Annotated in this window: 21 protein-coding genes; 14 read left to right on the plus strand and 7 right to left on the minus strand. The window is 55.5% G+C overall.

All coding sequences use genetic code 11. The annotated features are described in order from the left end of the window. Positions 1 to 26 precede the first annotated feature (26 nt). Positions 27 to 650 carry a pyridoxal 5'-phosphate synthase glutaminase subunit PdxT gene (gene pdxT, locus FYJ63_RS00900; RefSeq protein ID WP_154542843.1) on the plus strand — a complete coding sequence of 208 codons (624 nt, stop codon included), beginning with the start codon at positions 27 to 29 and terminating at the stop codon, positions 648 to 650. A 2-nt stretch (positions 651 to 652) separates the two neighbouring features. Further along, a complete protein-coding gene (locus FYJ63_RS00905; RefSeq protein WP_154542845.1) occupies positions 653 to 1,261 on the plus strand; it encodes an NUDIX hydrolase in 609 nt (202 codons plus the stop codon). A gap of 45 nt (positions 1,262 to 1,306) precedes the next feature. Here the strand turns inward: FYJ63_RS00905 and FYJ63_RS00910 are convergent, their stop codons facing one another. Then, positions 1,307 to 2,716, minus strand: a complete 1,410-nt coding sequence (locus FYJ63_RS00910) for a methyl-accepting chemotaxis protein (protein WP_154542847.1) — start codon at positions 2,714 to 2,716, stop codon at positions 1,307 to 1,309. A gap of 412 nt (positions 2,717 to 3,128) precedes the next feature. Here FYJ63_RS00910 and FYJ63_RS00915 point away from each other — a divergent pair, with 412 nt between their 5' ends. From FYJ63_RS00915 to hisG, 5 genes are all read left to right on the plus strand, one after another. After that, on the plus strand, positions 3,129 to 4,568 hold the full coding sequence (locus FYJ63_RS00915) for an L-serine ammonia-lyase (protein ID WP_154542849.1): 1,440 nt from the start codon (positions 3,129 to 3,131) through the stop codon (positions 4,566 to 4,568). Positions 4,569 to 4,663: 95 nt separating this feature from the next. Continuing rightward, the gene (locus FYJ63_RS00920; RefSeq protein WP_154542851.1) at positions 4,664 to 5,425 is read left to right on the plus strand and encodes a YebC/PmpR family DNA-binding transcriptional regulator; all 762 of its coding nucleotides are present in this window, start codon (positions 4,664 to 4,666) and stop codon (positions 5,423 to 5,425) included. Between the two features lie 9 nt (positions 5,426 to 5,434). Next, a complete protein-coding gene (gene ruvC, locus FYJ63_RS00925) occupies positions 5,435 to 6,064 on the plus strand; it encodes a crossover junction endodeoxyribonuclease RuvC (RefSeq protein ID WP_277027320.1) in 630 nt (209 codons plus the stop codon). 85 nt (positions 6,065 to 6,149) lie between these two features. Next, entirely contained in the window at positions 6,150 to 6,413 is a 264-nt protein-coding gene (locus FYJ63_RS00930; protein ID WP_277027319.1) for a phosphoribosyl-ATP diphosphatase, read from the plus strand. A 74-nt stretch (positions 6,414 to 6,487) separates the two neighbouring features. After that, positions 6,488 to 7,336, plus strand: coding sequence for an ATP phosphoribosyltransferase (gene hisG, locus FYJ63_RS00935; protein ID WP_154542854.1), 849 nt, complete (start codon positions 6,488 to 6,490; stop codon positions 7,334 to 7,336). A gap of 15 nt (positions 7,337 to 7,351) precedes the next feature. On the opposite strand, the gene FYJ63_RS00940 is transcribed toward hisG, so the two are convergent. After that, complete coding sequence (locus FYJ63_RS00940; RefSeq protein WP_154542856.1) at positions 7,352 to 8,575, minus strand: TIGR04053 family radical SAM/SPASM domain-containing protein; 1,224 nt, start codon at positions 8,573 to 8,575, stop codon at positions 7,352 to 7,354. 20 nt (positions 8,576 to 8,595) lie between these two features. Beyond that, positions 8,596 to 9,762, minus strand: a complete 1,167-nt coding sequence (locus FYJ63_RS00945; protein ID WP_154542858.1) for a DUF3866 family protein — start codon at positions 9,760 to 9,762, stop codon at positions 8,596 to 8,598. Positions 9,763 to 9,794: 32 nt separating this feature from the next. Here FYJ63_RS00945 and FYJ63_RS00950 point away from each other — a divergent pair, with 32 nt between their 5' ends. The 5 genes from FYJ63_RS00950 to FYJ63_RS00970 are packed head-to-tail and all read left to right on the plus strand — an operon-like array spanning position 9,795 to position 16,941. Beyond that, the gene (locus FYJ63_RS00950; RefSeq protein ID WP_154542860.1) at positions 9,795 to 11,873 is read left to right on the plus strand and encodes a helix-turn-helix transcriptional regulator; all 2,079 of its coding nucleotides are present in this window, start codon (positions 9,795 to 9,797) and stop codon (positions 11,871 to 11,873) included. A gap of 7 nt (positions 11,874 to 11,880) precedes the next feature. Continuing rightward, a complete protein-coding gene (locus FYJ63_RS00955; protein WP_154542862.1) occupies positions 11,881 to 12,201 on the plus strand; it encodes a hypothetical protein in 321 nt (106 codons plus the stop codon). Further along, the gene (locus tag FYJ63_RS00960; RefSeq protein ID WP_154542864.1) at positions 12,198 to 14,633 is read left to right on the plus strand and encodes a DEAD/DEAH box helicase; all 2,436 of its coding nucleotides are present in this window, start codon (positions 12,198 to 12,200) and stop codon (positions 14,631 to 14,633) included. The genes FYJ63_RS00955 and FYJ63_RS00960 overlap by 4 nt, the downstream gene beginning before the upstream one ends. An 11-nt stretch (positions 14,634 to 14,644) precedes the next feature. Then, entirely contained in the window at positions 14,645 to 16,216 is a 1,572-nt protein-coding gene (lnt, locus tag FYJ63_RS00965) for an apolipoprotein N-acyltransferase (protein WP_287848492.1), read from the plus strand. Further along, positions 16,213 to 16,941: a polyprenol monophosphomannose synthase gene (locus FYJ63_RS00970; RefSeq protein WP_154542867.1), complete on the plus strand. Its 729-nt coding sequence runs from the start codon at positions 16,213 to 16,215 to the stop codon at positions 16,939 to 16,941. The genes lnt and FYJ63_RS00970 overlap by 4 nt, the downstream gene beginning before the upstream one ends. 55 nt (positions 16,942 to 16,996) lie before the next feature. On the opposite strand, the gene FYJ63_RS00975 is transcribed toward FYJ63_RS00970, so the two are convergent. The 4 genes from FYJ63_RS00975 to FYJ63_RS00990 all read right to left on the minus strand — a co-directional run bounded on the left by FYJ63_RS00975 (position 16,997) and on the right by FYJ63_RS00990 (position 19,437). Then, entirely contained in the window at positions 16,997 to 17,350 is a 354-nt protein-coding gene (locus FYJ63_RS00975; protein ID WP_154542869.1) for an RNA polymerase-binding protein RbpA, read from the minus strand. A gap of 217 nt (positions 17,351 to 17,567) precedes the next feature. After that, positions 17,568 to 18,143: a MerR family transcriptional regulator gene (locus FYJ63_RS00980; RefSeq protein WP_154542963.1), complete on the minus strand. Its 576-nt coding sequence runs from the start codon at positions 18,141 to 18,143 to the stop codon at positions 17,568 to 17,570. A 113-nt stretch (positions 18,144 to 18,256) separates the two neighbouring features. Continuing rightward, entirely contained in the window at positions 18,257 to 19,003 is a 747-nt protein-coding gene (gene ftsR / locus FYJ63_RS00985) for a transcriptional regulator FtsR (RefSeq protein ID WP_277027301.1), read from the minus strand. Further along, positions 19,000 to 19,437, minus strand: coding sequence for an FHA domain-containing protein (locus tag FYJ63_RS00990; protein WP_154542871.1), 438 nt, complete (start codon positions 19,435 to 19,437; stop codon positions 19,000 to 19,002). The genes ftsR and FYJ63_RS00990 overlap by 4 nt, the downstream gene beginning before the upstream one ends. Before the next feature lie 159 nt (positions 19,438 to 19,596). Here FYJ63_RS00990 and FYJ63_RS00995 point away from each other — a divergent pair, with 159 nt between their 5' ends. Beyond that, complete coding sequence (locus FYJ63_RS00995) at positions 19,597 to 24,696, plus strand: DUF3320 domain-containing protein (RefSeq protein ID WP_338106775.1); 5,100 nt, start codon at positions 19,597 to 19,599, stop codon at positions 24,694 to 24,696. Positions 24,697 to 24,722: 26 nt separating this feature from the next. Then, positions 24,723 to 25,559 (plus strand): DsbA family protein, encoded by an 837-nt coding sequence (locus tag FYJ63_RS01000; protein WP_154542873.1) that lies wholly within the window; start codon positions 24,723 to 24,725, stop codon positions 25,557 to 25,559.

Raw genomic sequence — 25,559 nt, forward strand, 5'->3', positions numbered from 1 at the left:
TGGCTGGTAACAAGGACGGCGGCTCTTTGACAAACCAACTTCTACACATCGGGGTTCTCGCTTTGCAGGGCTCCGTGATTGAACACGCGCGAGTCCTCAGCGAACTCGGGGCAAAACCAGTGGAAGTAAAGGTCAGTGCGCACCTTCAGGGACTCGACGGGTTGATTATCCCCGGCGGGGAGTCCACCACCATGAATAAGCTGGCCCACGCTTTTGACCTGTTTGACGATTTGAAGGCCTTTGTGCATTCTGGTCGAGCTATCTACGGGTCGTGCGCGGGAATGATTATGCTCGCAGATCGGATTGTGGACGGGATTGCTGACCAGGAGACTCTGGGTGGCCTCGATGTGACGGTGCGACGCAACGCTTTTGGGAGACAGGTTGACTCCGCGCAGAGTTTTGTTGACGCGGGAGCTTTTGGGGGAGACACCCCACTTCCGGCAGTGTTCATTCGCGCACCCTGGGTGGAGTCAGTCGGCTCCGGCGTAGAGGTTTTGTCGACTTGGCAACAAACTCCAGAGTCGGAACCCGCGGTTGTGGCCGTGCGTCAAGGCCCGCTGCTGGCCACCTCTTTCCATCCGGAAGTAACGGGTGACCGGCGGGTTCACGAGTATTTTCTCCGCATGGTTGCAGAATCGAACCGGGGATAAAGATGACAGAACCGACCGAGGCTGCCCCTGGTAGCGAACGGAACCCCGCTGAACAATCCGTGAAGGACTACTTTGCGCGCGAGTGGCCGCGTGACGAGGAGGGTTACTATCATCGCCAAGCGGCGCGGGTGGTGGCGGTGAACGCGCGCGGGGAGGCACTCTTGCTGCGCGGACACGATTTCTCCGACACCGACCACTGGTGGTGGTTCACGGTCGGAGGCGGGCTCGAGGAGGGGGAGAGTGCCCGCGAAGGCGCGGTGCGGGAGTTCTTTGAAGAAACCGGCTACCGGCTCGACCCGGAGGCTCTAATCGGTCCGGTGTTACGTCGCCACGCTACCTTCGACTTCCACGAGCTGACCTGTCGGCAAGACGAGGAGTTCTTTTTCGTGCGCCTTGAGGAGACCCCGACTTTCAACCGAACCCACGTGACTGCCGTGGAACAACAGGTTCTCGATGAGCTTAAATGGTGGGATTTGGGTGAACTTGAAACAGAAATCGAGCGGGGAACCGTAGTTTACCCGCTCGATTTCGTCTCCTTGGTTCGCCAGTGGCTCACCGGCTGGGACGGAGTCACTTTGGAAATCTCCGAAGGCACCGTCGGGAAACGTTAGAAATGTACCGATTACTCGCGCCGACCCCGGTCGCTTAGAGGAATCTCAGCCGTTAGTCGATGTCGTGTCCATCCCGCTTTCAGCATCCCTCGAAGGGTCTACGGTAAATCCGGAAACCGCAACCGCGAGTTTGTCGCTGATATCCACCACCGTCTTGAGGCTGTTGACCACCGAGTGAATCTCGGTTGAGTTATCCCCAGCCGCGTTAGCGATTTCACCAACCGCTCCAGCAATCTCCTGTGAGCCTTCCGCAGCCGACTGAACCGAATGAGAAATCTCATTCACGGTAGCAGTCTGTTCTTCCACCGCGGCCGCAATCACCGTCTGGGTTTCATTGATTCGGTTTATGACGTCGGTAATCTCGCTCAGAGCCTGTTCCGCGGCGGCGGTATCTTCCTGAATGGAAATAACGCGCGCAGAAATATCGGAGGTCGCAGTTCCCGTCTGGGCCGCGAGATCCTTGACTTCCCCCGCCACCACAGCAAAACCCTTACCAGCTTCTCCAGCGCGAGCAGCCTCGATAGTAGCATTCAATGCGAGAAGGTTCGTCTGCTCTGCAATCTGGGTGATGGAGGCAATCACTTCCCCGATGCGTTTCGAAGACTCGGAGAGTTTAGCAACAATATCTGTGGTACGTTCCGCTACCTTCATGGCATCATTAGCCACCTCCGCTGCATGGGTGGCGTTGGAAGAAATCTCTCGAATTGAAGCTCCCATTTCCTCAGAGGCAGCCGCCACAGTGGCGATTGAAGCTGATACTTCGGCAGCGCTCTGGGCGGTTTGCTCTGCCTTGGCTGCGGATTGTTGGGTGGAAGTGTCCATGTGGTTTGCTGAACCCTCAATCGATGTGGTTTCGTGATTAAGAATTCCGGCAGAGTTCATAATCGTACCGATAAGCTCACCAATACTTCTGTTTTTGGAATTTATCACATTCGCTAAATCCTTTGTTTCCACTACACCCATGGCGCGCAACTGAACCGTCAAATCTTTCGGGTCTGTGGATTCCAGAATTGTTCTGTATTGTTGTATGGGTCTGGCTGTTGTCCGGTTGAACACAGCTAAAAGCGACATCGACAAAACCGTAAGGAGAATCGCCACTATGGAAAGCACCCACAGAGAGGCTGTTAAACTGGCGTTGCTGGAGGCTATTTGTGCGTTGAGTCGGTTTACCATTTTGGTATTAGATTCATCTATCGGAGTCATAATTTTCGCGACTTCTTCGTTGTAGAGATCTCCGAAAATTAATTCACGAGCCAAGGACTGTTTGGCTTCTGGAGTGAGAGCGGCGTCTTCGGGACTTACTTTCCACGCCGCTACCGCCTGGGGCATGTTTTCGGTTGGGGTTCCTAAAGAATCCAAGATGAGACGTTGGGAGCGAGTTTCAAGATTCACTAAATTATCAGAATTGGCAATACCTTCATTCACAAGGTCGAGTTCTTCTTGCGGAACATTCATTTCTTTCAATTGTTTTATCGCGTCAGCTTTATTTCCAGCATCGACTTCATCCCAATACTTCTGGAGCCACTTCTGGTCTAATGTAACAACGTATTCTTGAACATAGTTCGTTAAGTTTGCCGATGCGGTACTAACCCGTGATGCTTGTTCTGTTTGCCGTGTTTCTGCAATATTGTCTGCAATTGCGGCTCGTAAGGAAGATTGGCTATACACAAACGCTCCTATAACAAATAGGGCAAAGATTATTACGGCCGAATATGCAAATTTTACTAAAGAACTGAGTTTCATGGTAGACTCCTATGTCTTGTACCCAATGTCGTATTACACGAATTAAGTGTATCATTTTTCAATAGTTTTTACAAGTTCTTTAATCGATAGTGCTCAACTCTAACAATTGTGGTTAAATTCACGTATGACAAAGACTATGGTGTCGATTTTTGATGTGATTCAAGTGGGGGTTGGGCCTTCTGCTTCCCATACTGTTGGGCCGATGCGAGCCGCGGCTGATTTCGTGGCTCGACTGGGGGAGACCGGACTCAAATTCGACCGGTTGCAAGTCGTTTTGCAAGGTTCGCTCGGTGCCACCGGACGCGGACACCTCTCGCATGGAGCAGTACTGGCCGGATTGTGCGGCTATGTGCCGGACACCATCGACTCAGACGTGATGCCGCGCCTGCTGGATTCAGTAAATCCCGCAGGCACCCTGCTTCTCCCGGGTCGAGTCGGGATTGATTTTATCTATGAGCGCGATCTCATCTTCGCTCCCGCTACCATCGCGCCCTACCACAATAATTCCCTGGTTTTGCGGGCCTTTTCAGGTTCCAATCCAGTATTCGAAACCCGCTACTATTCCACCGGCGGAGGTTTCGTAGCCCGCGATTCTCAAGTGGAGGGTGACGCCGGAGAGTTGACCCGACTTGATGAAATCGGAGACCTGAAGGACTTACCTCACCCCTACTCTTCCATGAGTGAACTCGTGGCCGCAGCGGAGGACGCCCACAAGAGCTTGGCGCGAATCGTGACTGAAAACGAATTGACTTCGAGGCGCCTGGAACAAATCGAGCGTGAGCTGGAAAACCTCAACTCCAAAATGAGTGCCTGCATCGACCGCGGTTGCCACTCAGACCTGGCCACTTTGCCCGGAGGATTGGGAATTCCCCGCCGCGCCCACAAACTCTTCACCCACTTGAGCGAACGCGACGGCCAACCCGGGACGCCGGCGATTTGGCGGTCTTTCGCGCAAGATCCCATGCGCGCCATGGACTGGGTGAATCTCTGGGCGCTGGCAGTAAACGAGGAGAACGCGGCTGGGGGACAGGTCGTGCGCGCCCCCACCAACGGTTCGGCCGGTGTCGTGGCGGCGGTCGGACGCTACCTGAATTGGTTTTGTCCGAGTGTGGAAAACAAGTGCGGCCCCGCCTTGCGTGACTACTTGACAGTGGCCGGAGCCATTGGGGGAATCATCAAGACGAATGCCTCGGTGGCCGGCGCGGAAGTCGGGTGTCAAGGCGAAGTCGGATCCGCAGCTTCCATGGCTGCCGGAGGATTAGCGGCCGCGTTGGGAGCCACTCCGCGCCAGATTGAGAATGCCGCCGAGATAGCGATGGAACATCACTTGGGTCTGACCTGCGACCCGATTGGGGGATTGGTGCAAGTGCCCTGCATTGAAAGGAACGCCATTGCTGCCGTCCACGCCATTGATGCCGCCAGAATCAGCATGTGGGGAGACGGAACCCACCACGTGAGTTTTGATGAAGTCCTTACCACCATGCTCCAAACCGGTCTCGACATGAACTCAAAATACAAGGAAACCTCCCTCGGAGGGCTTGCGGTAAACGTTGTGGAATGTTGAGATGTTTGCGCGAGGCGGTTTCGGTTAGGCGAATTCGGGGAGGGAACATTAATATGGAGAAGATAGCGAGAAATAATTGTTGAAGGAGATTATTTATGTCGGGTCACTCTAAATGGGCCACTACCAAGCACAAGAAGGCGGCGATTGATGCCAAGCGCGGCAAACTGTTTGCTCGCCTGATTAAGAACATCGAAGTCGCCGCGCGCACTGGTGGCGGAGACCCGGCCGGTAATCCGACCCTCTTTGATGCCATTCAGAAAGCCAAAAAGTCCTCGGTTCCTGCCGACAACATCGATCGCGCGGTCAAGCGCGGATCCGGCGCGGAAAGTGGCGGGGCGGACTGGCAGTCCATCACCTATGAAGGTTACGGCCCGGCGGGAGTCGGATTCATCGTCGAATGTTTGACCGATAACAAGAACCGCGCCGTGAGCGAAGTGCGCACGATTTTTTCGCGTAACGGCGGGAACATGGCCGATTCTGGTTCCGTGTCTTACCAGTTTGCGCGCCGCGGCGTGATTGAAGTTCCGAAAGCTGACGGGGTGGACGAGGACGCGATTCTCGAAGCAGTTTTGGCTGCGGGGGCCGAAGAAGTCGAGGACGCGGGCGAGATGTTCATCATCGAAACCGAGCCTACGGATTTGGTTGCGGTTCGTACCGCTTTGCAAGATGCGGGCATCGACTATGACTCTGCAGAGTCTCAGTTTGTGCCTTCGGTGAAGGTAGATTTGGATTTGGAGGGGTACCGCAAGGTCATGCGTTTGTTCGATGCCTTGGACGATGCCGATGATGTCCAAAACGTCTATATGAACGGTGACGCCTCTGATGAGGTTGTGGCGCAATATGAGGCCGAAGAGTAATACCGGCTCGTGCGCGTTCTAGGCATCGACCCCGGCATCACCAGGTGTGGTGTCGGGGTCGTTGACGTTGACCCGTCGAGGCGGGCGAGCCTGGTTCATGTCGGAGTGGTGCGAACCGACCCGGAGTTGGCGACCCAGTTTAGATTGCTGACGATTTCAGACGGGATTGCCGAGGTCATCGCACGTTTCTCTCCGGAGATAGTCGCATTGGAGCGCCCTTTTGCGAAAGAAAATCGGCAATCGGTGGCGACCACGATGCAAGCGATGGGAATCGCAATGGTGGAGGCCGCCAGGGCAGGTCTTCCCGTGGCGGTGCATACCCCTTCCGAGGTGAAGGCGGCCGTGTCCGGCAACGGGGCAGCCTCGAAAGCCCAGGTGGAGACGATGGTGGCGCGGATTCTCGGTCTCGATAAACCCCCGAAACCGGCAGATGCGGCCGATGCTTTAGCGATTGCGATTACCCAGGCCTGGCGAGGAACCGGAATTCTTGGCTCGGGAGTTGATGGGGATCTCGATGTCACGATTTCTGGAGGCGTGAAAACCCGCGTCGGAACGCGTCTCACTCCCGCTCAACGGGCTTGGGCTGAGGCCGAGGCAGCCTCGCGTCGCTCGGGCGCCGCCGACCCGCGTCGCAAATAAAATGTCAAACCCCGAAATGAGTGGGAATGAATCAGGGAGAGGGTGGGATTTTGGTTTTTGGGGCGGGCTTGCATAGCCTTAAAGCGTGAATGATTTTGAACAGCTCTACAACATTATTCAGTCGCGAGCCCAGGAGCGTCCCGAAGGTTCCGGCACGGTGAAGGAACTCGATGGGGGAGTCCACACTATCGGGAAAAAGATCGTCGAAGAAGCCGCGGAAGTCTGGATGGCCTGCGAGTTTGAGTCCGACGAGGCGGCCTGTATCGAGATTTCCCAACTCATCTATCATCTCCAGGTCATGATGGTGAAAAAGGGTCTCAAACCAGAAGACATCTACCAGCACATGTAGTTGGAAGTTTCGACTTTGAGACCACCAGCCATTAATGAAGTCACCATCTAACAACCCATAGTTGAGGGAGAAAAATGCTTAGAATCGCCGTGCCGAATAAAGGTTCCCTGTCTGAACCCGCTGTCCAAATGTTGAAAGAAGCCGGCTATCAGGCGCGGCGCAACGGACGAGAACTGCAGTTGCTGGACAAACAGAATGACGTGGAATTCTTTTTCCTGCGTCCCCGCGACATTGCGGTCTATGTTGGATCCGGAGTGGTGGCTTGTGGAATCACCGGAAGGGATTTGTTGATTGACTCTGGTGTCGAGGCCGTGGAACATTTGGGACTCGATTTCGCCCGTTCCACCTTCCGTTTTGCCGGCCCCCAGGGTCAGTTCCAAGACTTGAATGACATCGCCGGAAAACGCATCGCGACCTCCTACGATCTCCTGGTAGAGAAGTTTTTGGGCGAGCGAGAGATTTCAGTGGCGCAAGTCGTTCACCTGGATGGCGCGGTGGAATCCTCGGTCCGCCTCGGAGTTGCGGACTGTATTGCTGACGTGGTTGAGACCGGATCCACCTTGCGCGCGGCGGGTCTTGAAACCTTTGGGGAGCCCCTAATGCAATCCGAAGCCGTTCTCATCACCAAAGAAGCCCACGTCAATGACCCGCAACTCGCGACCTTGGTGGCCCGTCTCCAAGGGGTCATGGTGGCGCGCAACTATGTCTTGATGGACTACAACGCTCCCACCGCGAAATTGGACGCGCTGTTGGCCATCACTCCTGGGATTGAATCTCCCACTATCTCCGACCTGGCGGAATCATCTTGGAAGGCCGTCCGCGTCATGGTTCAGGCTAAGGACGTGAACCTGATTATGGATAAACTCTATGCCGCTGGGGCGCGTGGAATCCTAGTAACGGACTTGAAAGCGTGCCGTCTCTAAGGACGAACATCCCATTCACTGCGCCCACTGCGGAGGAATCCAGGCGCAGGTCGGATCGGAGGCCAGGTAGTCACCCGTGATGGCGTAACTGATGGCTCGAGATCCGCCACAGATGCGATTGAATTCACAGACTCCGCACTTTCCCTCAAAGCCATCCGGATTCCGTAACTGCTGAAACACCTCCGAATTGCGGTAGATTTCGGCGAACGGGGTGTCCTTGATGCTGCCACAGTGAATCGGCAGAAAACCATTGGGGTAGACGTCGCCGGTGTTGTCGATAAAAGCGAATCCAGACCCCGAATTCACTGCGAGCGGAGGACGCGGTGGGCGTGGATTTTCCGGCGCTCCACCCAACAGACGCTTAGTTTCGGTGGTCAAAAACTCGTAAAGCTCTCCGCGATGGGCCACCTGCTCGGGAATCTCCACGCCGTCCTCACGCAAACGTTGACGTTGGATCGCAATCCGACGGTATTGCGGAGCCTCAGTGGTTTTGATCGCGATCCGGTCCGATTCATCGTGCAACCAATTCAGCACGTCTTCGCGCTCCTCGGGAGACAGCATTTCCAGCTGCGCCCCTCTTCCCGTAGGCACCAGCATCAAGGTGTACCACATGAACGCCCCCATATCGATGGCATTCTTCAACATCTGCGGGGCTTCACGGATATTCCCGCGGGTCAAAGTGGTGTTAATCTGCAGCCGGAAACCGGCCTCTTTTATCCATTGCGCCGCCTGCACAGTGGCCTCGAAAGTGCCGGAAAAACCGCGGAAAGCATCGTGGCGCTCCGGAGTCGCGCCGTCGAGGCTGACACTCATCGCCCGTCCCCCAGCCTCGTGCAGTTCTTGCAAGAGCGCCGGACGCAGCTTAGGCGTCACCGAAGGCGACAGCGAAATATGCAGTCCTTTCTCGGTGCCGTAACGAACCAGGTCCACTAAATCGTCTCGCTCGAAGGGATCTCCTCCGGTGAAAACTACCATCGGGCGCGGCGGTTCATAGGACGCCAACTGATCCAAAAGCTCCAGGCTCTCGGCGTGGGTGAGCTGACGCGGATCCGGATGGTGCATGGCCTCGGCGCGACAGTGCCGACAGGCCAGCGCACAGGCACGTGTCACCTCCCAAATCACGATGAATGGTCGATCGTTCAAATCGTGTTTAATCGTGCGCACCACCGTATGATGAGCGGGGGTAGCGTCAGATCCATGATGATGAGTCGGGCCCGACATGCCGTTACCTGCACTCATATTGACTCCTTTCTCAAGCGCTAGGCTTTATTCAACAACTCTGCGGCATATTTTCCGGCGACCGCAGCGGCGAGGAAAGCCGCGGGATCCTCGGAAAGGCTGCGTCCCATGGTTGAGAACTTAATCGGGAAATCCTCCAAGGCACCATAGAGCCCCGCGGTTTCGACGGGACAGATCCGGTGGTGCTCACTGAGCAGGCTCATCTGGGAGGCCACTAGGGGAGCGAAGGAACTATCCGGATCCGCCAAGGGGCCCTCCACGGGGCAATCCGCCTGGAAAACCGGCTCTACCACGTCAATTGGGGGAAGTTCCATCCAGGTCAGCATGGTCAAAGTGTGGTGGGAGATTCCGTAGTGGCGGGGGCGAGCATCCCCGCTGGACATCCTTAGCACTGCCACGGGGTGCCCTTGCAAAGCGGCCGCGACCCGCAGGGCTTCCGCTCCGGCGATACCGGAGAAGCCCCAGCGGGTGTCAGTCCCGAGATTCCCCGGGCCTTGCGTAACTACGACCGCATCAAGATCCGCCACTAAATCCGCGATAAGCAATGCCGAGGGGAGACTCACCGCCTCGTAATCACCGCCGAAAGACTGCCCGCAGGTGATTGTGGTCGCTAACAGCCCCTCCGCTTTTAACTCCGCCACGACTCTAGAGAACGCCAGCGGTAAAGCCCCGCCGTCGGTCTGGATATAGCCGATTTTCCCGTCGGGACGCCCCTGGAGGAATCCGGCCACAATCGCGGGAAGCGCCGAATGGATATCAGCTACTAAAACCGGTAAACCCTGCAGGCTGTCAGCCGCTTGCAATACGGAATGGAAGGGACTGTCGGGCTCGTCGGCCCCTAAGACAATTTTCTGGTACGGGGTGTAGCGGGCTTTCACGAGATGGCCCGGGTTCGGGAGGTCATCAAAGGGCAGCCGAGATTCATTGGCGAGAACCATGGCGGCCCCGCCCGTGCCGAGATTCTTGGCCAGCGGCGACACCTCAATCTGGACCGTGTCACCGACTCCAGCGTATCCGATCAAATCCGGATAGCAGATGGCTCGACAGGTATCCCCGGGCTGAAAACTCACGGCTGGTTCAGCGCCAATGGGCGGGGGAGCCGCGACTATTTCGCAAACCAGCAATTGATGAGGCGAACTGTAGCGCACCTCAATCACGCGGGCTTTACGAATCATCACATTTACCATTTATATCCGAAATTGGCCCCTATAATCAAAGCATGGACGAGATTGATGCTTTCGATGAAGAATTCGTTCCCAACCTGACTCGCGAGATGGCCAAAGCCGCTTTCCCGGGGGAGCGGCAACTGTTTCTCCTGTGTTTTTTGAGTGAAGCCCAGCGTCCCGTCGCCACCAGTGAAATCCTCTCGCAACTGCAACGCTACCATCCCGATTTTGTTTCCAGTGAGGATGAGAGCCTGGTCGGTCCGACCGATCCGGCGGGGACTTTGATGAGTGATATCACTAACATTAATCAGGGCGCCAAGATTATTGTCAACCGAGCTGAAGTTGGCCAAGAAGGCATCTATCAGATTAATCCTGAGTTTATGAGCGAAGAGCCGGTGCGTTTTACCGCCGCGGAAGCGTCTTGGCTGGAGGTAGGCCTGCGGTTTTTGGAAGGCGACCACACAATCCTGCTGACAAAAATTCTGGGGCTGTCTGATATCGGCAAGGAAGATATTATCGACCTCGATACGGAGCTCCGGATTCCAGGAAGTGCACAAACTTTATTTAAAGCCATTATGCAGCGAAATCCTGTCACTTTCGATTATCGAAATATGAAAGGAACATTCACTAAAGACCTAGTTATTGAACCGTGGAAACTATATTTCCACAACGGGTATTTCTATGTGCAAGGGCATTATCCGAATGAATACTCCGGTAAATTTCGCACCTTACATCTGTCTCGCTTTGAAAGCGAGGTAACGATTAATGAAGACGTTTCATTTACCGTTCCGAATCCGATTCCTCCCATAGATTTGGATTCTCCACTCCACGAACCACTCCTGTTTGCGTTGGCCCCGAATGCCGCCCACGAACTGCGGCACCGCGCCCAGCCCGTTTCCGCCTCCGAATTCTCTGAGTTGTCTGCTGAAGTTACGGCTCATGTTCCCAAAGATTGGGAGCTTTTCAAAGTTGAAAATGCCGGTTTCTATGACTGGGTGGCGCTATTGAAAGAGTTTTTGGCTGATGCCACAGTAGTGTCACCCGCATGGTTCCGCGACAAAATCATCGCCGAAGCCTCTCAACTCAGTAAACTGCAGCCCGCCCCTGCCCCTCGCGGAAAGAAAACGGGAGGGACCCCTAAGGAAAGAAAACCATCAAAAATCTCTAAAGATAACGCTTTTCTGATGGCACAGAAGATGCGCACCTTGGCACAATTCCTGGTCGATAGAGCCAGCGACCAGCCGGTAGAAGTCTCCGCGGTCACCAAACACTTCGGTTGGGAAGAAGCCGAGGTCCGAGACCTGGTGACGCGACTATCCCTACTTACCGCCGATGAGTTTGAGGTCGAGTACAGCCTCCAAGTTGGGTTTGTCGGTCCGGATCACAGTCTTATCTATCACGCCGGCGAGACTCCGGATTGGATTAAGTTACCGGCTATCCTCCCTGCGGATGCAATCAATTTGTTCCTCGGCCTCGAAGCCCTGTCTCGGTATGTACCCACGCACCGGGAGGCGATTACTGCGGTGGAGAACAAGGTTGCCACCATCATTTTACAAAGCCCGGGTCTCACCTTGGTTCCGCTGGGAGTTGACACCATCAGCGCGGAGGATGGCGCCAAATTGGAGAAACTGTGGGATGCCATCGAGTCGAAGCACCTGATTGAGATGGAATACACCAATGCTGCGGATGAAAAGAAGCTGGATAGAGCCGCTCCGGTGGCGATTCTTGCTATCAAGGACCAGATTTATCTTCAGGGTATCAAGCAAAAAGTCCGTTCCTATCCGTGGCGGTTATTTCGCCTGGAGCGGATGAATAAGATTCGTCTCCTAGAAGAATCTATTCCCGCCGCGCGACCTCGGAAAAGCGCTCATAAGCCCACGCCGGTGACAGTGCGCCTCGGGTCCGAAGCCCTGCCACAAGTCGACCAGATTCGCGAGGCCCGCGTCTTGAAACGCGAGAAGAACGGGGATTTGACCGTCGAGTTGAGCGCCTATGATGACAAATGGTTGACCCGCACTTTGCTGTCTTTTGGGAAAGACCTCCGTGCTTTCTGCGACAGCAAAGCCTTCCCCGAGATGACCGAGAAACTTCAAGAAATCGCTAAACGCGCGCTGGCGAACTATCAAGTATGATGGAACTATGACTTGGCTTGGAATCGTGTGGCTTTGCTTGGCAATTTTCGCCGTGGCGATGCTCGTTCTCACTCTGATTTGGCTTTTCTTCAAAGGGCGCGCCCTGTACCGTGCCGTGAGCGCGATTGAGTTCCCCGAATCGAGCGAAACCATTTCCGAGCCGAGGCCTCCCCGCGCCCCAGGTCCTACCGGTGACCCGTCCACGCTGACTTCCGCCCGCGTCGCACATCAAGACGTGAAACTGCAACGCCGCCTCAACAGGGAAAAACGACTGGAGCGAGCCCAGGGACGCTGGGCCGATTACGGCTTGGTGGAACTGCCCCGATGAGCCCGAAACGCAAGCGTCACCGCGAACAAAAACGCCAAGAAACCAAACTCGCCACCCTTGATCCGGAATCTCCCGCCGGAAAATATCGCGCTTTCAAGGCTCGCCAGATTTCCCCAGAACTAGAGGAATTCCAGGGCTTGTTCGACTTTCCTCTTGATGATTTCCAAATCCAGGGCTGCCAGGTTCTAGATTCCGGAAAAGATGTTTTGGTGACGGCTCCGACCTCCGCGGGTAAAACCATCGTGGGCCTGTACGGGATTTTTTTGGCTTTGCGTCAAGGACTCCGCCTGTTCTACACCACCCCGATTAAGGCGCTCTCCAACCAAAAATTTCAAGAACTCCAGGAGCGTTTCGGGGTGGATGAGGTGGGTCTTCTCACCGGAGACACGGTCATCAATGGGGACGCCGACATTGTGGTGATGACGACAGAAGTCCTGCGCAACATGATCTATGCCGGATCGGATCTCTTGCGGCTCGGCTTTGTGGTCATGGATGAGGTCCACTACCTGTCAGATCATTTCCGCGGCCCGGTGTGGGAAGAAATTATCATTCACCTCGACCCGAGCGTGCGGCTGATTTCCCTGTCAGCCACGGTGTCGAATTCGCGCCAGTTCGCGGACTGGTTGTCCACTCTGCGCGGTGAAACCGTTGTGGTGGCCACGGATACCCGTCCGGTTCCCCTAGAACATTTCATGGTGACAACTAACGGCGAGATTTTTCCCCTGTTTGAGGAAGGCAAGGTAGGAGGGAATATCAATCGGGCGCTGCTGGCGGAGGCGGCACACTTGTTGATTCCCAGACGGGGAAGGATGCCGCGACGCCGCCGCGCCAACCGACCCCAGATTGCCCGTAATCTCGAAAAACAGGGGCTACTTCCCGCGATTGAGTTTATTTTTTCCCGAGTCGGCTGTGACGCGGCAGCCGCGGAACTGGTACGGGATGGGATTCGACTCACTACCGACGAGGAGGCCGACTTGATTCGCGAGCGGGTGGAGACCTCGCTTTCGGGCTTCAATCCCGCCGATCTTTCGGCGATTAATGTTTTCGACTGGGAAGAAACATTGGCAGCAGGGGTGGCTTCCCATCATGCCGGCTTGTTGCCGATTCAAAAACAAATCGTGGAGGGACTTTTTGCTTCCGGTCTCATTCGCCTGGTATTCGCCACCGAGACTTTGGCCTTGGGAATCAATATGCCGGCGCGAACCGTGGTTTTGGAGTCATTGAACAAGTTCAACGGCTCGGATCGAGTAAATCTCACTCCCGGGGAATACACCCAGCTCACCGGTCGGGCGGGAAGGCGCGGGATAGACACCAATGGCTATGCCCTGACGCTGCTGGACCAGAAGAATCCACCCCAAGTGCTTTCAAGTCTGGCAGCGGGAAGAAGTTATCCGCTGCATTCGGCTTTTGCCCCGAACTACAACATGGCGGTAAATCTCCTCGCCAGGACGAGTTTCGAAGGCGCCCAGCGCACAGTGGAAAAGTCGTTTGCGCAATATGAAGCCCTGGGTTCTTCAAAAAAGCTCCTGGCAAACCTGAACAAGTTTGAACAAACGAGCCTCCAGGAGAGGGAGGCCGCCAAATGCCACCGCGGGGATATCTTCGAACTTGTCGAAGAAATGCAGACGCTGACGCGGGCGGAAAAACAGGCGAAACAGCGTAAACATTCCGGAGAAAACACCCCCGTAAACCGCGCTAAAGACCGCGAGAAAATAGACCGAATTCGCGCGCGGATGAAAACGCATCCCTGCTACACGTGTTCGGAGCGCGATGACCATTTGAACCACGCCAGACGTGCCTTGAAAGCTGAAGAACAGGCCAGCCAGACCCGTAAACGCATCGAGATGCGCACCAAGAGCCTCGCTCGCCAGTTGCGTTCCACTGTCGAGGTTTTGCAAGAACTCAACTACGTTGATGCCAACCACCACCTGACGGCGAACGGAGAGACTCTACAAGGGGTCTATAGTGAGCGGGATTTACTCGTGGTGGAGTGCCTGCAACGCGGGATTTTCAACCCGCTGAACGTCGCGGAACTCGCCGGCGCACTCTCGGTTTGTGTGGCTGAAAACCGAGGGGGAGGGCTCTCTCGCCTCATCCCCGCGAACTCCTCGCCTCGACTGGCTCGAGCCCTAGAGGAGATGGCGCGAATCAACTTCGACCTCACAAATCTTCAACAGGCCCACTATCTCGAGCCCTATGAGCTCCTGGAGACCGGTGAAGCCATGGGGCTCGTGGCTTGGTCAGCAGGTAAACCGTTGAGTGACTGCCTGGAGCTTAACGGGGGCATGGGAGCGGGAGACTTTGTCCGCGCAGTCCGCCAGGTCATAGACCTTTCTGACCAGCTTCGCAAAGTCGCCCCCACCGATTTGAGCCAGCGTTTTCGCCAGCTCAACTTGAGCCTCAAACGTGGAGTGGTCGCGTGGGATTTCTAATCAACCTGGTAGTGGCCTTTTTTGGTGGTTGGCTGGGAAGCTATGCCTTCCCCCACTGGAATTGGTGGGTACTGTTGGGACCTTCCCTCATGGCCCTACTGTTGTCCTTGAGATATGTCGAAGAGAGACCACATCCGGCCTGGTCACGAGGTCTGGTCGGTTTCACGTGGGGGCTCGCCTTTTTTGGTGGCCAACTGACGTGGCTCACAGTTCCGGCGAGTTCCCCAGTTCCGTGGGTTGCTCTGACCATCTTGGAAGCGCTGTTTATTGCAGGATTCGGGGTGTTGTGGGGAGCGGGTGACTCGAGGCTACAGCGCAGTAAGGGGCTTTTCTGGATTTTTACCTTGCTGTGGGCTCCGGTGGCTTGGATTGCGGTGGAGCAAATTCGCGCGATTGTGCCTTTCGAGGGTTTCCCCTGGTCAAAGTTGGCTTTTGCGCTGGTAGATTCGCCTTTCGCGGCCTGGGCTCCCTGGTGCGGTAGCATCGCGGTCGGGGGAGTGGCAATGTTCGTCACCATCTGTGCCGTAGAGATATTCCATCCCTCACGGGGGCGGTGGCGCCATCCCTTCAAGGCCTTTTTTTCCATGTTCCTGGCTCTCACCTTGCGGCCGCTCATGGTGGTACTCGCCGTCGTCGCGGTGTTGTTTCCGCACTTGATTCCTGCCGGTGTCCCGACTGCTACGGGGCAGAGTCTGAAAGTGGCGGCGGTGCAGGGCAACACTCCGGGACGAACTCCACAAACCGCCTACGGCGAGCCCTATGACGTTTTGAATCATCACGTGGCGGAGTCTTTGCGGCTGCGAGAGACTCTTGGACCGGAAGAACGCGTCGATCTTGTGGTGTGGGCCGAGAACGCGGCAGATATGGATCCGCGAATCGACGCGAAGGCTGCGGCACAAATCAATAGAGTGACCGATGCGTTTGCGGCACCTCTAATTGCGGGAACCTTGGGTTTCACCAATAAGGAAATTAAAAACACCATTATCTATTGGAATAATAATGAGGCGATAGCGACCTATTCGAAAAAACATTTGGTGCCTTTTGGTGAATATCTTCCTTGGCGGAAATATCTCGAAACTTTGGCCCCTGATTTTGCCGCCATGATTCCCGAAGATATGTCCCCGGGAAACACTAAGGCTCAGTTGAAGATTTTTGCGGGAGATAAAGACATTACCGTTGCAACTCCCATCTGTTACGAGATTGCAGATGATGCTCTCGTTCGCGAGGCCGCAAGGGGAGCTAACTTTATTGCGCTTCCGACCTCAAATACTTTCTTCGGAGACTCCGATGAGGCCGACCAGCAACTTGCTATCGCTCGTTTCCGCGCCTTAGAACACGGTCTGGACACGGTGCAAGTTTCTACCATGGACTCTACCGCGAGGATTGATTCTCACGGGAATATCCTCGGTAAAGTGATTCCTAACTATACTGCCGGTTCATTTGTTACCGCGGTACCGCTGCGAAGTGGCGCCACCCCGGCCACCCTTTACGGGGAGATGCTCACTCGGGCAATTTTAGTTATTTTTGCAGGAGCCACTTTACTCCTGTTGGTAATGAAAGTAATAGAAAGTCGAAAGAGATGACTCAGAAAACCCTGATTGCTATTCCCACCTATAATGAATCAGAAAACTTGGAATATATTACTTCCGCGGTTTTTTCCGAGGCTCCCGAAGTGGAGATACTCATTGTTGACGATAATTCTCCAGACGGTACCGGTGAGTTAGCCGATACCTTGAGTAAGACTAACCCCAGACTCCACGTTTTGCACCGTCAAGGAAAGGAAGGGCTGGGGCCGGCCTATCTTGCCGCTTTCCAGTGGGCCAGCGAAAACGGATACACCTGGGTGGGGGAGTTCGACGCCGACGGCTCGCATCGTCCCGCGGATCTGCCTCGCTTACTGCATCTTTCGCACGGCACCACCCAACCTGACCTCGTCATTGGCTCTCGCTGGACTCGCGGGGGAGGCACAGACGGCTGGTCGAAAAGGCGCGAACTTTTGAGTCGGGCGGGAAGTTTGTATGTGAACGCAGTTCTGGGCGTAGGCGTGGCCGACACCACTGCCGGTTTTCGGGTCTATCGAGTGGATTTTTTGGATAAACTTTTAGGCAAAACTTCCATTGAGTCCAAAGGATACGGTTTCCAAATCGAAATGACCTGGAGAACGCAACGGGCTGGTGGGCGCATCAAAGAGGTGCCGATTACTTTTGTGGAACGGCGCGCCGGCACCTCAAAAATGTCCGGTTCCATCATCAAAGAGGCCTTTATAGAAGTCTTGAAGTGGCGGTGGCGAGAGCTAATTGGAAGGTAGTGTTATGTCATTTTCCCTCTATGGAAAACTCCCAATGGGGAAGTCTCTAACGCGATTAATAACCGCCGGGACGGCGGCGACCCGAACGATAGACTTCCAGACGCTCGTCTAAGAGGATCTGGAGCTGTTCCATGGTCCGACGATCCATAAGTTGTTCCCAATGGGTTCGCTGCGGCTTAGTGGATTTTTCTTCTTGGAAATCCTCCACACCGTTTCGGATCGCAACCTTGGAGCAAAGCGGGCATTCCCACGTGTCGGGAACTTCGGCATCAATGGCGAAAGTGATTTCGAAAGTGTGTCCGGAGGGGCAGGTGAAATCGACATTCTGGCGTTCGACAAAAACGACGCCTTCTTCAGATTCTAGAGATGTTGAACCCATGTGGGTGCCGCGGAGCGCGCGATCTGCCATTGAGAAATCCTCCTACTTTCGAAGCAATTCATTCTAGCCTATCGGAAGACTAAAAGTGCAACCAAGCGAAATCGCGGCCGGAGCCCCTGAAGCCTCAATCCGATAATATATATTATGTCATTTTAGATTTTTCTAAATTAACCCCGGACTTTCCAGATGTTTTTAGCCCCTACCCCAAAGGCAAACCAGCCGGGGCAAGCACCTTCGTTCCAGCGAACTAGCTAGCGTGGCGACGGGCGCGACGCTCAGCGAGCTCGTCTCGAATCTCCGTGTTTGTGTCGTTGACATTTTCGGTCGGGAGTTCCGCCAGAGTGCCTTCAATCTCGCGCCAGACACGACCGACAGCAATTCCGAAGACACCTTGGCCGCCCTGGACCAAGTCGATTACCTCGTCCGGTGACTGGCAGGCATAGACTGAGGCTCCGTCGCTCATCAAAGTGATAGAAGCCAAGTCATCTACGCCCATGCGTCCGAGAGTCGCGATAGAGACGCGAATCTGTTGGAGGGAAACCCCCGTGTCAAGAAGTCGTTTCACTACTTTCAAAAGCAGAATGTCTCGGAAAGAATACAGCCGCTGGGATCCGGAGCCTTTTGCCCCGCGGACACTCGGTTCCACTAAACCGGTACGCGCCCAATAATCGAGCTGGCGGTAAGTAATGCCGGCGGCCTTGCAGGCGGTCGGGCCACGGAAACCGGTTTCCTCGTCAATGACGGGAAGCACTTCACCAAAAAGCATCCCCTGTTTAATCTGGGGAACGTGGGTTTTACTGCTATCTGCCAACTCCGGCTCCATTCCTCTGCTAACTTTCAATTGTGTAACTTTAGAGTAAGTCTTAGGGGGTGATTAGTCAATGACCAACGCGCCCAAACCTTGCACTTTAAGTTTAACCTAAGGTGACGGTGATTCTAGGAGAGTTCCTCCACCCCTTGCAAAATCAAGGCTTCGATGAGAGAACTCAAGATTTGCGCCAAATCATAGGCATCCTGACGGGCTCGATCCTTCGCGGCGGCCGTGTTTTTCGCCCGCTTCGGGCCTACTACTTTATCGATCAAATCGACGGCAGCATTTGCTGAAGACTTGGCCGCGCGAAGATTGCGCGGTTCGATTCCCGCCTGTTCCAACTGCATGAGAGCGCGAACCACCTCGATGGCTCGGGGAGAAAACCGCGTGGAAAGATCAGGACTAATGAGTTTAGCGGTGACCATTTTGTCCAAAGACTCCGCACTGACCGCGGTGTAGTCCATGATTTGACGCACTGTCACCCGTGAGGTCTTGGGTAGAACCACTTCCCCATCGTTGGAAACCATTCTCGCCACTGGCTCAGTGGGTATCGGGTCTTCCCCGCGATCGAGCATCGCCAGATTCTCCCCAATCTTGTCCAAGGGAAGATAGCTGTCTCGCTGCTGGCGTAAAGCGTAACGAATCCGCTCCACATCGGCCTCGGAATAGCCGCGATACCCGTTGGCGCGGCGAGCCGGATCCACGATGCCGTGTTTTTCTAGCAACCGCAGTTTAGCCTGTGACACCGAAGGGAATTCTGTAGACACCAATTCCTGCACCCGACTAATGGACATGGTCGGGGCAGTATCGACGCCACGGGGCCAAGGCTCCGGCGCGTTTTGCTGGTTAAGTGCGGTAGCGGCGGTGCTCACTTCACCACCGCGGGATAGTAGGCGAGGCGGAATTTTCCAATCTGGACTTCTTCGCCCGATTGCAACAGGTGAGACTCCACCCGTTGCCGGTCCACATAGGTACCGTTGAGGGAACCGACATCGCGCACTACGAAACCCTCCCCTTCGCGGAGAAACTCGCAATGCTTGCGGGAAACGGTCACGTCATCGAGGAAAATATCGGAACGGGGGTGTCTTCCGGCAGTAATCCGGTCTGTGTCGAGCAAAAATCGCGCCCCCGCAGAAGGCCCGCGTTGCACAATCAAGAGAGCTGAGCCCGCGGGTAAAGCCGCTACCGCTTCTTCATCCGCGGGTGAAAGCACGCGTTTACCAAGTTCAGGCTCACTTTCAGCCAAGGTTCCGATGGCACCAAAGACAGCAGTCTCGTCAGGGGCACTCGCGCCGATGTCACTCATGTGGTCTCCTCTAAAAATTTCCTTGCTTCTACTTTAGTGGCTCGGAGGCGAAAAAGTTAACCGATTTGTTATATTCCCCGCCCGTCACTTTCCCCGCCCGCCCCACATAGCCTTAAAATGACTCTTAGCAGGAAATACCGCAAACAAAGGAACCACTGAGTGAACGAGAACGTGACCGAAGCCTGGAAATACTGGGCTACTTCACTGCACTCTCCCCAATTCGGGGTCACTCCCCTGTCCAGTCCGGCAGCGTTTTTCGAGTTTCCCTTTGTGGAAGAAAGTCTTACCAGCACCTACCAGCTACTGCGAACCGGTGGCGATTTCGACTTGGCGCCCCAAGGAAAACTTGCCACGGAACTGGGAGCCATCGCGAGGCCTACCCAGTGGCTGTGGCTTCGTGAAAACCTCACGGAGTCAACCGAACTACAGGTCGCACTGGGCTTCATTTCCCAGCAAGACCAGCGCTGGGCCTTTCCGCTCTTTACCGGCACGCTCAGCGCCGCTTCGGGATCGTCAGAGACTTTCCTGCGTCTCGATGAGGGCTCCAAACTCAATCTCAACACCACTCTCGTCAAAATTTTGGCAAAAAAGTACGGGGTGAACCCGGCGTGGACCCGAGCCGGTCGCACCTCTTCCGGATTCGATTTAGACAAACTCTGGCAAGCCCTCGAACAGGCTTTGCATCAAACGCCTCGAGCCCGCGGCCTCGAACTGGAAAAACGCGGACGCGTCGGCTTGGCTCACCGCGACTGGGATGACGTTTATTCCGACTTGGAAAAACACCTGGTGGACTACGGTGCGGCACCCTTGGTGAACCGCTACGCCACGAAAGGCGAGCCTGTCGGCTACCCGCCCACCAAGCACGCGACGCTAAGTCTGTCACAAGACATTTATGCGCCACTCAAAGCCAGCCACCTCCAACTTCGTGTCCCCCAGGCCTTCGGTCGCGGAGAAAGCTTCATCCTCTCCGGACCACCCGCTGCCGGAAAAACCGACGCCGTTGTGAATTCACTGGCACAGGGCATAGTCGCGGGCAAAACTGTTTTGGTAGTTGGAGGGCCCGCCTCACTTCGTAGGTTGAAAACGCGAATCAACAAGGCGGACTTTGGTCACCTGTTCCTCGCTTTAGACCCCCAGCATCCCGATGCCACCGCACAGTCAGCCCTAAAATCAGCCTGGGATGAGCCGGTGAGCGCAGATGATGACTATCTGAAATCTTGTCGTCAGTCGCTGACGATGCTTTCCGAAGACCTCGATGTTTACGCCAAGTCGATTCACGAGCCCGGACCAAACGGCGTCTCCGCTTGGCAAGCTTACAGCGCTACCCTCCTGACAAAATCCGCGCTAAACCGCGAAGAACAAGACTTGGCGACGGAACTTGCCGCCCTCCCGCGTTTCCCCGCAACCTCGAAAGATCGCGCCCAAGCCGCTAAACTCGGACAAGTTCTCGCGACCCTCGACTCCCATTCCGTGAATGGTCTGGGGGCCAACCCGTGGTCTTTAGTGGGAACCAAAGCGCGCACGGTGGATAAAACCGCGCTTACCCAAGCGGTTACTGCCCTGGAAACAGCCATTAAACACACCCATCCGGCCGTGTTGGAAATCATGTCTGCCGCCGCGGAGCTCGAAACCTGGCCGTGGTTTTCTCGCTGGCTAGATCTTCTCGAAATCGGTTACGGTCGCGAGCCGGTGGAACTCACCGAAAAAGAACGCGTCCTAGTCACCGGAAACCTCAAAACCTTGAAGTCCGACTATAGCGATTTGCTGGGTGAGGCCAATCCCTTGCTGAAGTGGGCGGGCGAGGCCTATCGCCGCGGCCTAGATCAACAGCTCATTTCAGATGCCCGTCACGCCGAGGCGTCCAAAGGTCTCACCAGGACCACTCGCCGCAAGGCGCTCTTGAAAGAACTGCAACCTCATCTTTCCAAGACGATTAATCCCGCAGAAGTTGCTCAGACGCTCGAGGCCCTCGCGAGTCTACGTCAACGCAGCCTCCAACTCAGTTCGAGAATCTCTGCCAATCCGATGCTGGGACTGCCCAAATTTGATGCCTTAGCCAAGGGAGCACACGACAAATTTCTCTACCATGCCGACACTATCTTGACCGCCGTCGAAATGGCCGCGCAGCTCCCCAGCCGGGTCGATGACCTCGTGTCTCTTATTCCCATCGCTCGCGAGGGTGGCGGTCTCGGTCGCCAGGTGAGAGACATTGCTGGAGCTTTCGCCTCCATCTTGGAGGAACTGCAAACTGAACCCGCGCAACTGGAGTTTTGGTCTCATTCTTTACCACCCCTCGCGCGATACCTCCAGATTCGCAAACAGTGGGCTAGCGCTTTGCCCGCGCCTGAATCCACCCTTGATGACATGGTGACATTCCGTAATCTCCAACCGAAACTCGCCGCCTTGGGTCTGGAACCCCTTTCCGACTGGGTTTCGGACGGGAAACTGTCGGGTAAATCTATTTCGGGAGTGCTTGAATACGCCTTGAGTTTGGCTTCCCTTACGGAAAGACAACACGCGCTGGAACGCCAGTCCTTCTCCTCCCCCGACTTGAGCGCCCAGACCGAGCGTTTGACCGCTACCGCCGCCGAGACTCGCCGCGAAATCTCCAATGTGGTCAAGGCGACAGCGGCGAATTATGCCACGGGGCTCAGCAAAGAGGATCTGCGAGAGTTCGGGGCAAGGCTTCGCGACCCTCATTTCTCCATCCAGAAAACCCTGGGCGAAGAACTTCATGGGGTTCTGGCGCGAACCCCTCTTTTGGGTCTCACCCCCAGCGAAGTCGCTACCCACCTCCCCCCAGCCACCGGCACACCTCTTTTCGATGCGCTGGTAATCCTGGATTCCGCGGATTTACCGTGCGGGGCCGCGGTGAAGGCCCTCAGTTTAGCGAAGCAGGTTCTCTTTGTGGCCACGACCCCCAGCGCGAAGGCTTTTGCGAGAGGAAAATCTCCTTCCGTCTACGCGGCAGCGAGAGGTGCCGGTTTTCCCGAAATGCGCTTTGACCTGCGTTACGGGTCTGACTTGTCGCCGGTGACCGCGCTTACGGCAGCCATTTTTGGAGGTGGGGAGATTAGAACCTGGCCGGTTTCTTGGCATCCCGCTTCGGCTACTGTGCTCCCACTGGATCCGCCCTCGTCACCGGCCTTCTCTCTTTCTCCCGCAGACGAGTTGCCCGGATGGAAAGGCACGGGAGCGAATCGTGCCTGGTTCGAAAAAGCCGGTAATTTTCTCATCAATCTGGCACTAAAAAACAAGAACTCCACGATTCACGCCATCACATTGACCGGCGAATTGGCAGCAGGAATCCGTTGGTATCTAGGAGATATCGCCCAGAGCCGTGAACTGGGTTTCCCCCAGGTGACAGTTTCTTCTCTCGGTGATTTTGAAGCCCAGGAGTCCTCCGCAGTGGTTTTCTTCCTCGGAGGAATCTCTCACCCGCTAAAGTCCAAATCCCCTCAAGTGGAGGATTTTCTCCAGGCGTTTTCCCGCGCACTGTTGGGAGCCAGCCACCGATTGTGGCTGGTTGAGGACAAAGGCTTCGACCGGTTGGCACTACCTGCCCAAGTACAGGATTTTCTCTCCGCCATCGAGACTCCGGGAAGAGCCGAGGCGGCCCCGGAGGGTTCCAACTACGTGGTGGAACATTTGAAGAAACGCCTGACAAAATCTGGTTTGGAAGTTCACGGTCCTCTCGGAGTCAACCCTCTCGTGGTTGACTTGGCGGTGCGAGGAGGGGCGGATGCTCCGTGGATGGGAATCGTTCTTGATACGCCATCAAGGTGTGGGATTACCCCCGCTTTAGACCGCGAGGTGACACTGCCAAACTACCTGGTGGAACAGTGTGGCTTTGGACAGATTGAACATATCTATTTCGATCAGCTCGTCGGCGATGAGGACGAGGTGGTTCGGCGCCTGGTTTCTCTGTCTTTGGATTTGGCTTTCCCCGGGGAAGTAACGGAAGGGGCCATTGCGAGCGAGGATCGCTACTCTTCGCCGACGCGGGTTCTCGCGGCGCAGTCCCAACGCATCGACAGTTGGGATTTACCAACAGATAGTGGCGCCAATTGGAGTCTGCCTGCGAGTCTCCGACCTGCTGGTACCCCACTGTCTCCTCCCACTCCGCTTGCACCTTCCGCACCGGCCACACCGGCCACTGCGTCCGCACCTTCCACGCCTCACACGCCTCCTACGTCGGCCACGTCACCAGTCGTCGAGCCCATTCCCTCCGCGGTTCCCGACACGGAAATCTCCCTCGGTAAGGGTCTCAACACGAGTTCGCCGCTTCCTCTAGTCTCGGAGGTACCGCCCACGAGTTTCACGCACCTGTCCCGCCAAGAACTCGTCGGGATGCCGCTGCCGGAACCGAGCTTGAGCGACCATCTGGGGGAAAACGAGACGGAATGGGTTACGAATCTCACTGCGCTTCCGGAAACCGGAAAAATCTCCCAGCCCGGGGCCGGCGCTTTTGCGCCACTGGTGATTCCTTCCCGAGAGCCCAGAGAAACTCCCTCTGCGACGGTACCCGCAATCCCCGCGAATATTCCAGCGGTTGCTCCGGAGACAGCACTTGTCACCCCCGCGGCTGTTCCCGTGTCCGTTTCACCAAAGGCTTCGCAAACAGTAGCTACCCCTGTAGCCGTTCCTGCACCAGCACCTGCTCCCGCCGGAGCCACTCCCCCGAACGAACTCAAGACAGAGATCCAGCCTTTCGTTCCGCGCGGGAAACCCCTGACAGATCTTGGGGACAAAGAAATCCTTGACGACTTGGATGAACCCGATAATGCCGCCCAGGTCAGCGAGGCTTTGGAAAAAATTCTTTACTCCGAAGGGCCCATCGCGACCTCTCGGCTCGCCAAGTTGGCGGCGGACGCTTTCGGGATGCAACGACTCCACCCGAAGCGGCGTGAGAAAATTCTCGCGTTACTCTCGCCCGAGGTCAATATTTGTTCCACCAAGTTTGGGGATTTTGCGTGGCCAAAAGGGACCAGTCCGGAAAACTTCCACGTGTTTAGAACCGGTTCCATCTACGGTCAGCGCGCCCTGACCGACATTAGCGACGAAGAATTCAATAATGCCCTGACCTGGGTGATTGCCACCCAGAGACCGCTGGAGGAAGAAGCCAGCGAAGCCGTGGCAAGAGTCTTGGATCTCACCGCGGCTCGGACTTCGATTCGGCAACGGATGGCTGCGGCGCTGACTCTTTTGGCGAAGGAAGGACATCTGGAAAGAAAGGACGGGCGTTTTCACTTACAATAATGAAGACGTTTACAAGGAGATAAAAAATGGGAAAATCTAGTAAGAATAAGGTTGCGGTCGCCAATCCGAATGCCGGTCACGGTCGCACCGTCATGATTATTATCATTGTCGCCGTGGTTTTGGCCCTGATATTGGTGGGGGTAGCCATCATGACCAAGAAGCAGGCCGCGGTGACCCAGCCAGATGGGACCATTCCCGGCACTAAAACCGCAACCGGATACGCTGAACCCCAGGAGTTCTCTCAAGGCAAGGGCCTGTGGTTCAAGAGCGGCAAACTGCTTTCTAACGCGGAGATCCAAAAAGAAACCGAGGCTGGAACTAAGGTTTTGGAATACTACTTTGACTACACTTGCAATATTTGCAACGACTTTGATGAAAAGCTTGGCAACGGTAAACAACTTGATGACCTCGTCGAAGGCGGGAAGGCTCTTGTGGTGTTGCGCCCGACCCTGACTCACGCGCTACCTTTTGCCCCCGTCGCTAATAATCTCATTTTGTGGACGGCTGAGAACGCTCCGGACAAGACTTGGGCGGTGCAAAAAGATTTGGCGGCCTATGCTCTGCAGAACTACAAGTCTGCCGACTACGAAAAGAATCAGGGGAACGAAAAGTGGACTAATGAAGCCCAAAATCCTCTCCCTGTTGTCCAAAAAATTGCGGAAAAAAATGGCATCGACTTTGCCAAAGTTCCTCCCGCAGCCCAAGACGCCGGTGGTTTAGCCATCAACATCTACGCCCAGCAGCGCATGACCGGTTTGGGTCGGGATCAAGCCGGCACCCCGCTCTATATTGCTAACGGGAAGATTGTTGACCTTGCCAATCTGGGCAAGGACGACAAACTGTTGGAGAAGGCCACCCTCTAG

Source organism: Mobiluncus porci, from assembly GCF_009695935.1.
GTDB classification, from domain to species: Bacteria; Actinomycetota; Actinomycetes; order Actinomycetales; family Actinomycetaceae; genus Mobiluncus; species Mobiluncus porci.

Coding starts and splice junctions, on each gene's coding strand:
- FYJ63_RS00910 (WP_154542847.1), bottom strand. CDS start 2,716: ATGAATGTTCCGCAAGAAGAACTCGACCTTGTGAATGAAGGTATTGCC.
- FYJ63_RS00940 (WP_154542856.1), bottom strand. CDS start 8,575: ATGAGTGCAGGTAACGGCATGTCGGGCCCGACTCATCATCATGGATCT.
- FYJ63_RS00980 (WP_154542963.1), bottom strand. CDS start 18,143: ATGGAGCCGGAGTTGGCAGATAGCAGTAAAACCCACGTTCCCCAGATT.
- FYJ63_RS00945 (WP_154542858.1), bottom strand. CDS start 9,762: ATGGTAAATGTGATGATTCGTAAAGCCCGCGTGATTGAGGTGCGCTAC.
- FYJ63_RS00960 (WP_154542864.1), top strand. CDS start 12,198: ATGAGCCCGAAACGCAAGCGTCACCGCGAACAAAAACGCCAAGAAACC.
- FYJ63_RS00905 (WP_154542845.1), top strand. CDS start 653: ATGACAGAACCGACCGAGGCTGCCCCTGGTAGCGAACGGAACCCCGCT.
- FYJ63_RS01000 (WP_154542873.1), top strand. CDS start 24,723: ATGGGAAAATCTAGTAAGAATAAGGTTGCGGTCGCCAATCCGAATGCC.
- FYJ63_RS00950 (WP_154542860.1), top strand. CDS start 9,795: ATGGACGAGATTGATGCTTTCGATGAAGAATTCGTTCCCAACCTGACT.
- hisG (WP_154542854.1), top strand. CDS start 6,488: ATGCTTAGAATCGCCGTGCCGAATAAAGGTTCCCTGTCTGAACCCGCT.
- FYJ63_RS00920 (WP_154542851.1), top strand. CDS start 4,664: ATGTCGGGTCACTCTAAATGGGCCACTACCAAGCACAAGAAGGCGGCG.
- FYJ63_RS00970 (WP_154542867.1), top strand. CDS start 16,213: ATGACTCAGAAAACCCTGATTGCTATTCCCACCTATAATGAATCAGAA.
- FYJ63_RS00955 (WP_154542862.1), top strand. CDS start 11,881: ATGACTTGGCTTGGAATCGTGTGGCTTTGCTTGGCAATTTTCGCCGTG.
- FYJ63_RS00915 (WP_154542849.1), top strand. CDS start 3,129: ATGACAAAGACTATGGTGTCGATTTTTGATGTGATTCAAGTGGGGGTT.
- FYJ63_RS00975 (WP_154542869.1), bottom strand. CDS start 17,350: ATGGCAGATCGCGCGCTCCGCGGCACCCACATGGGTTCAACATCTCTA.
- FYJ63_RS00990 (WP_154542871.1), bottom strand. CDS start 19,437: ATGAGTGACATCGGCGCGAGTGCCCCTGACGAGACTGCTGTCTTTGGT.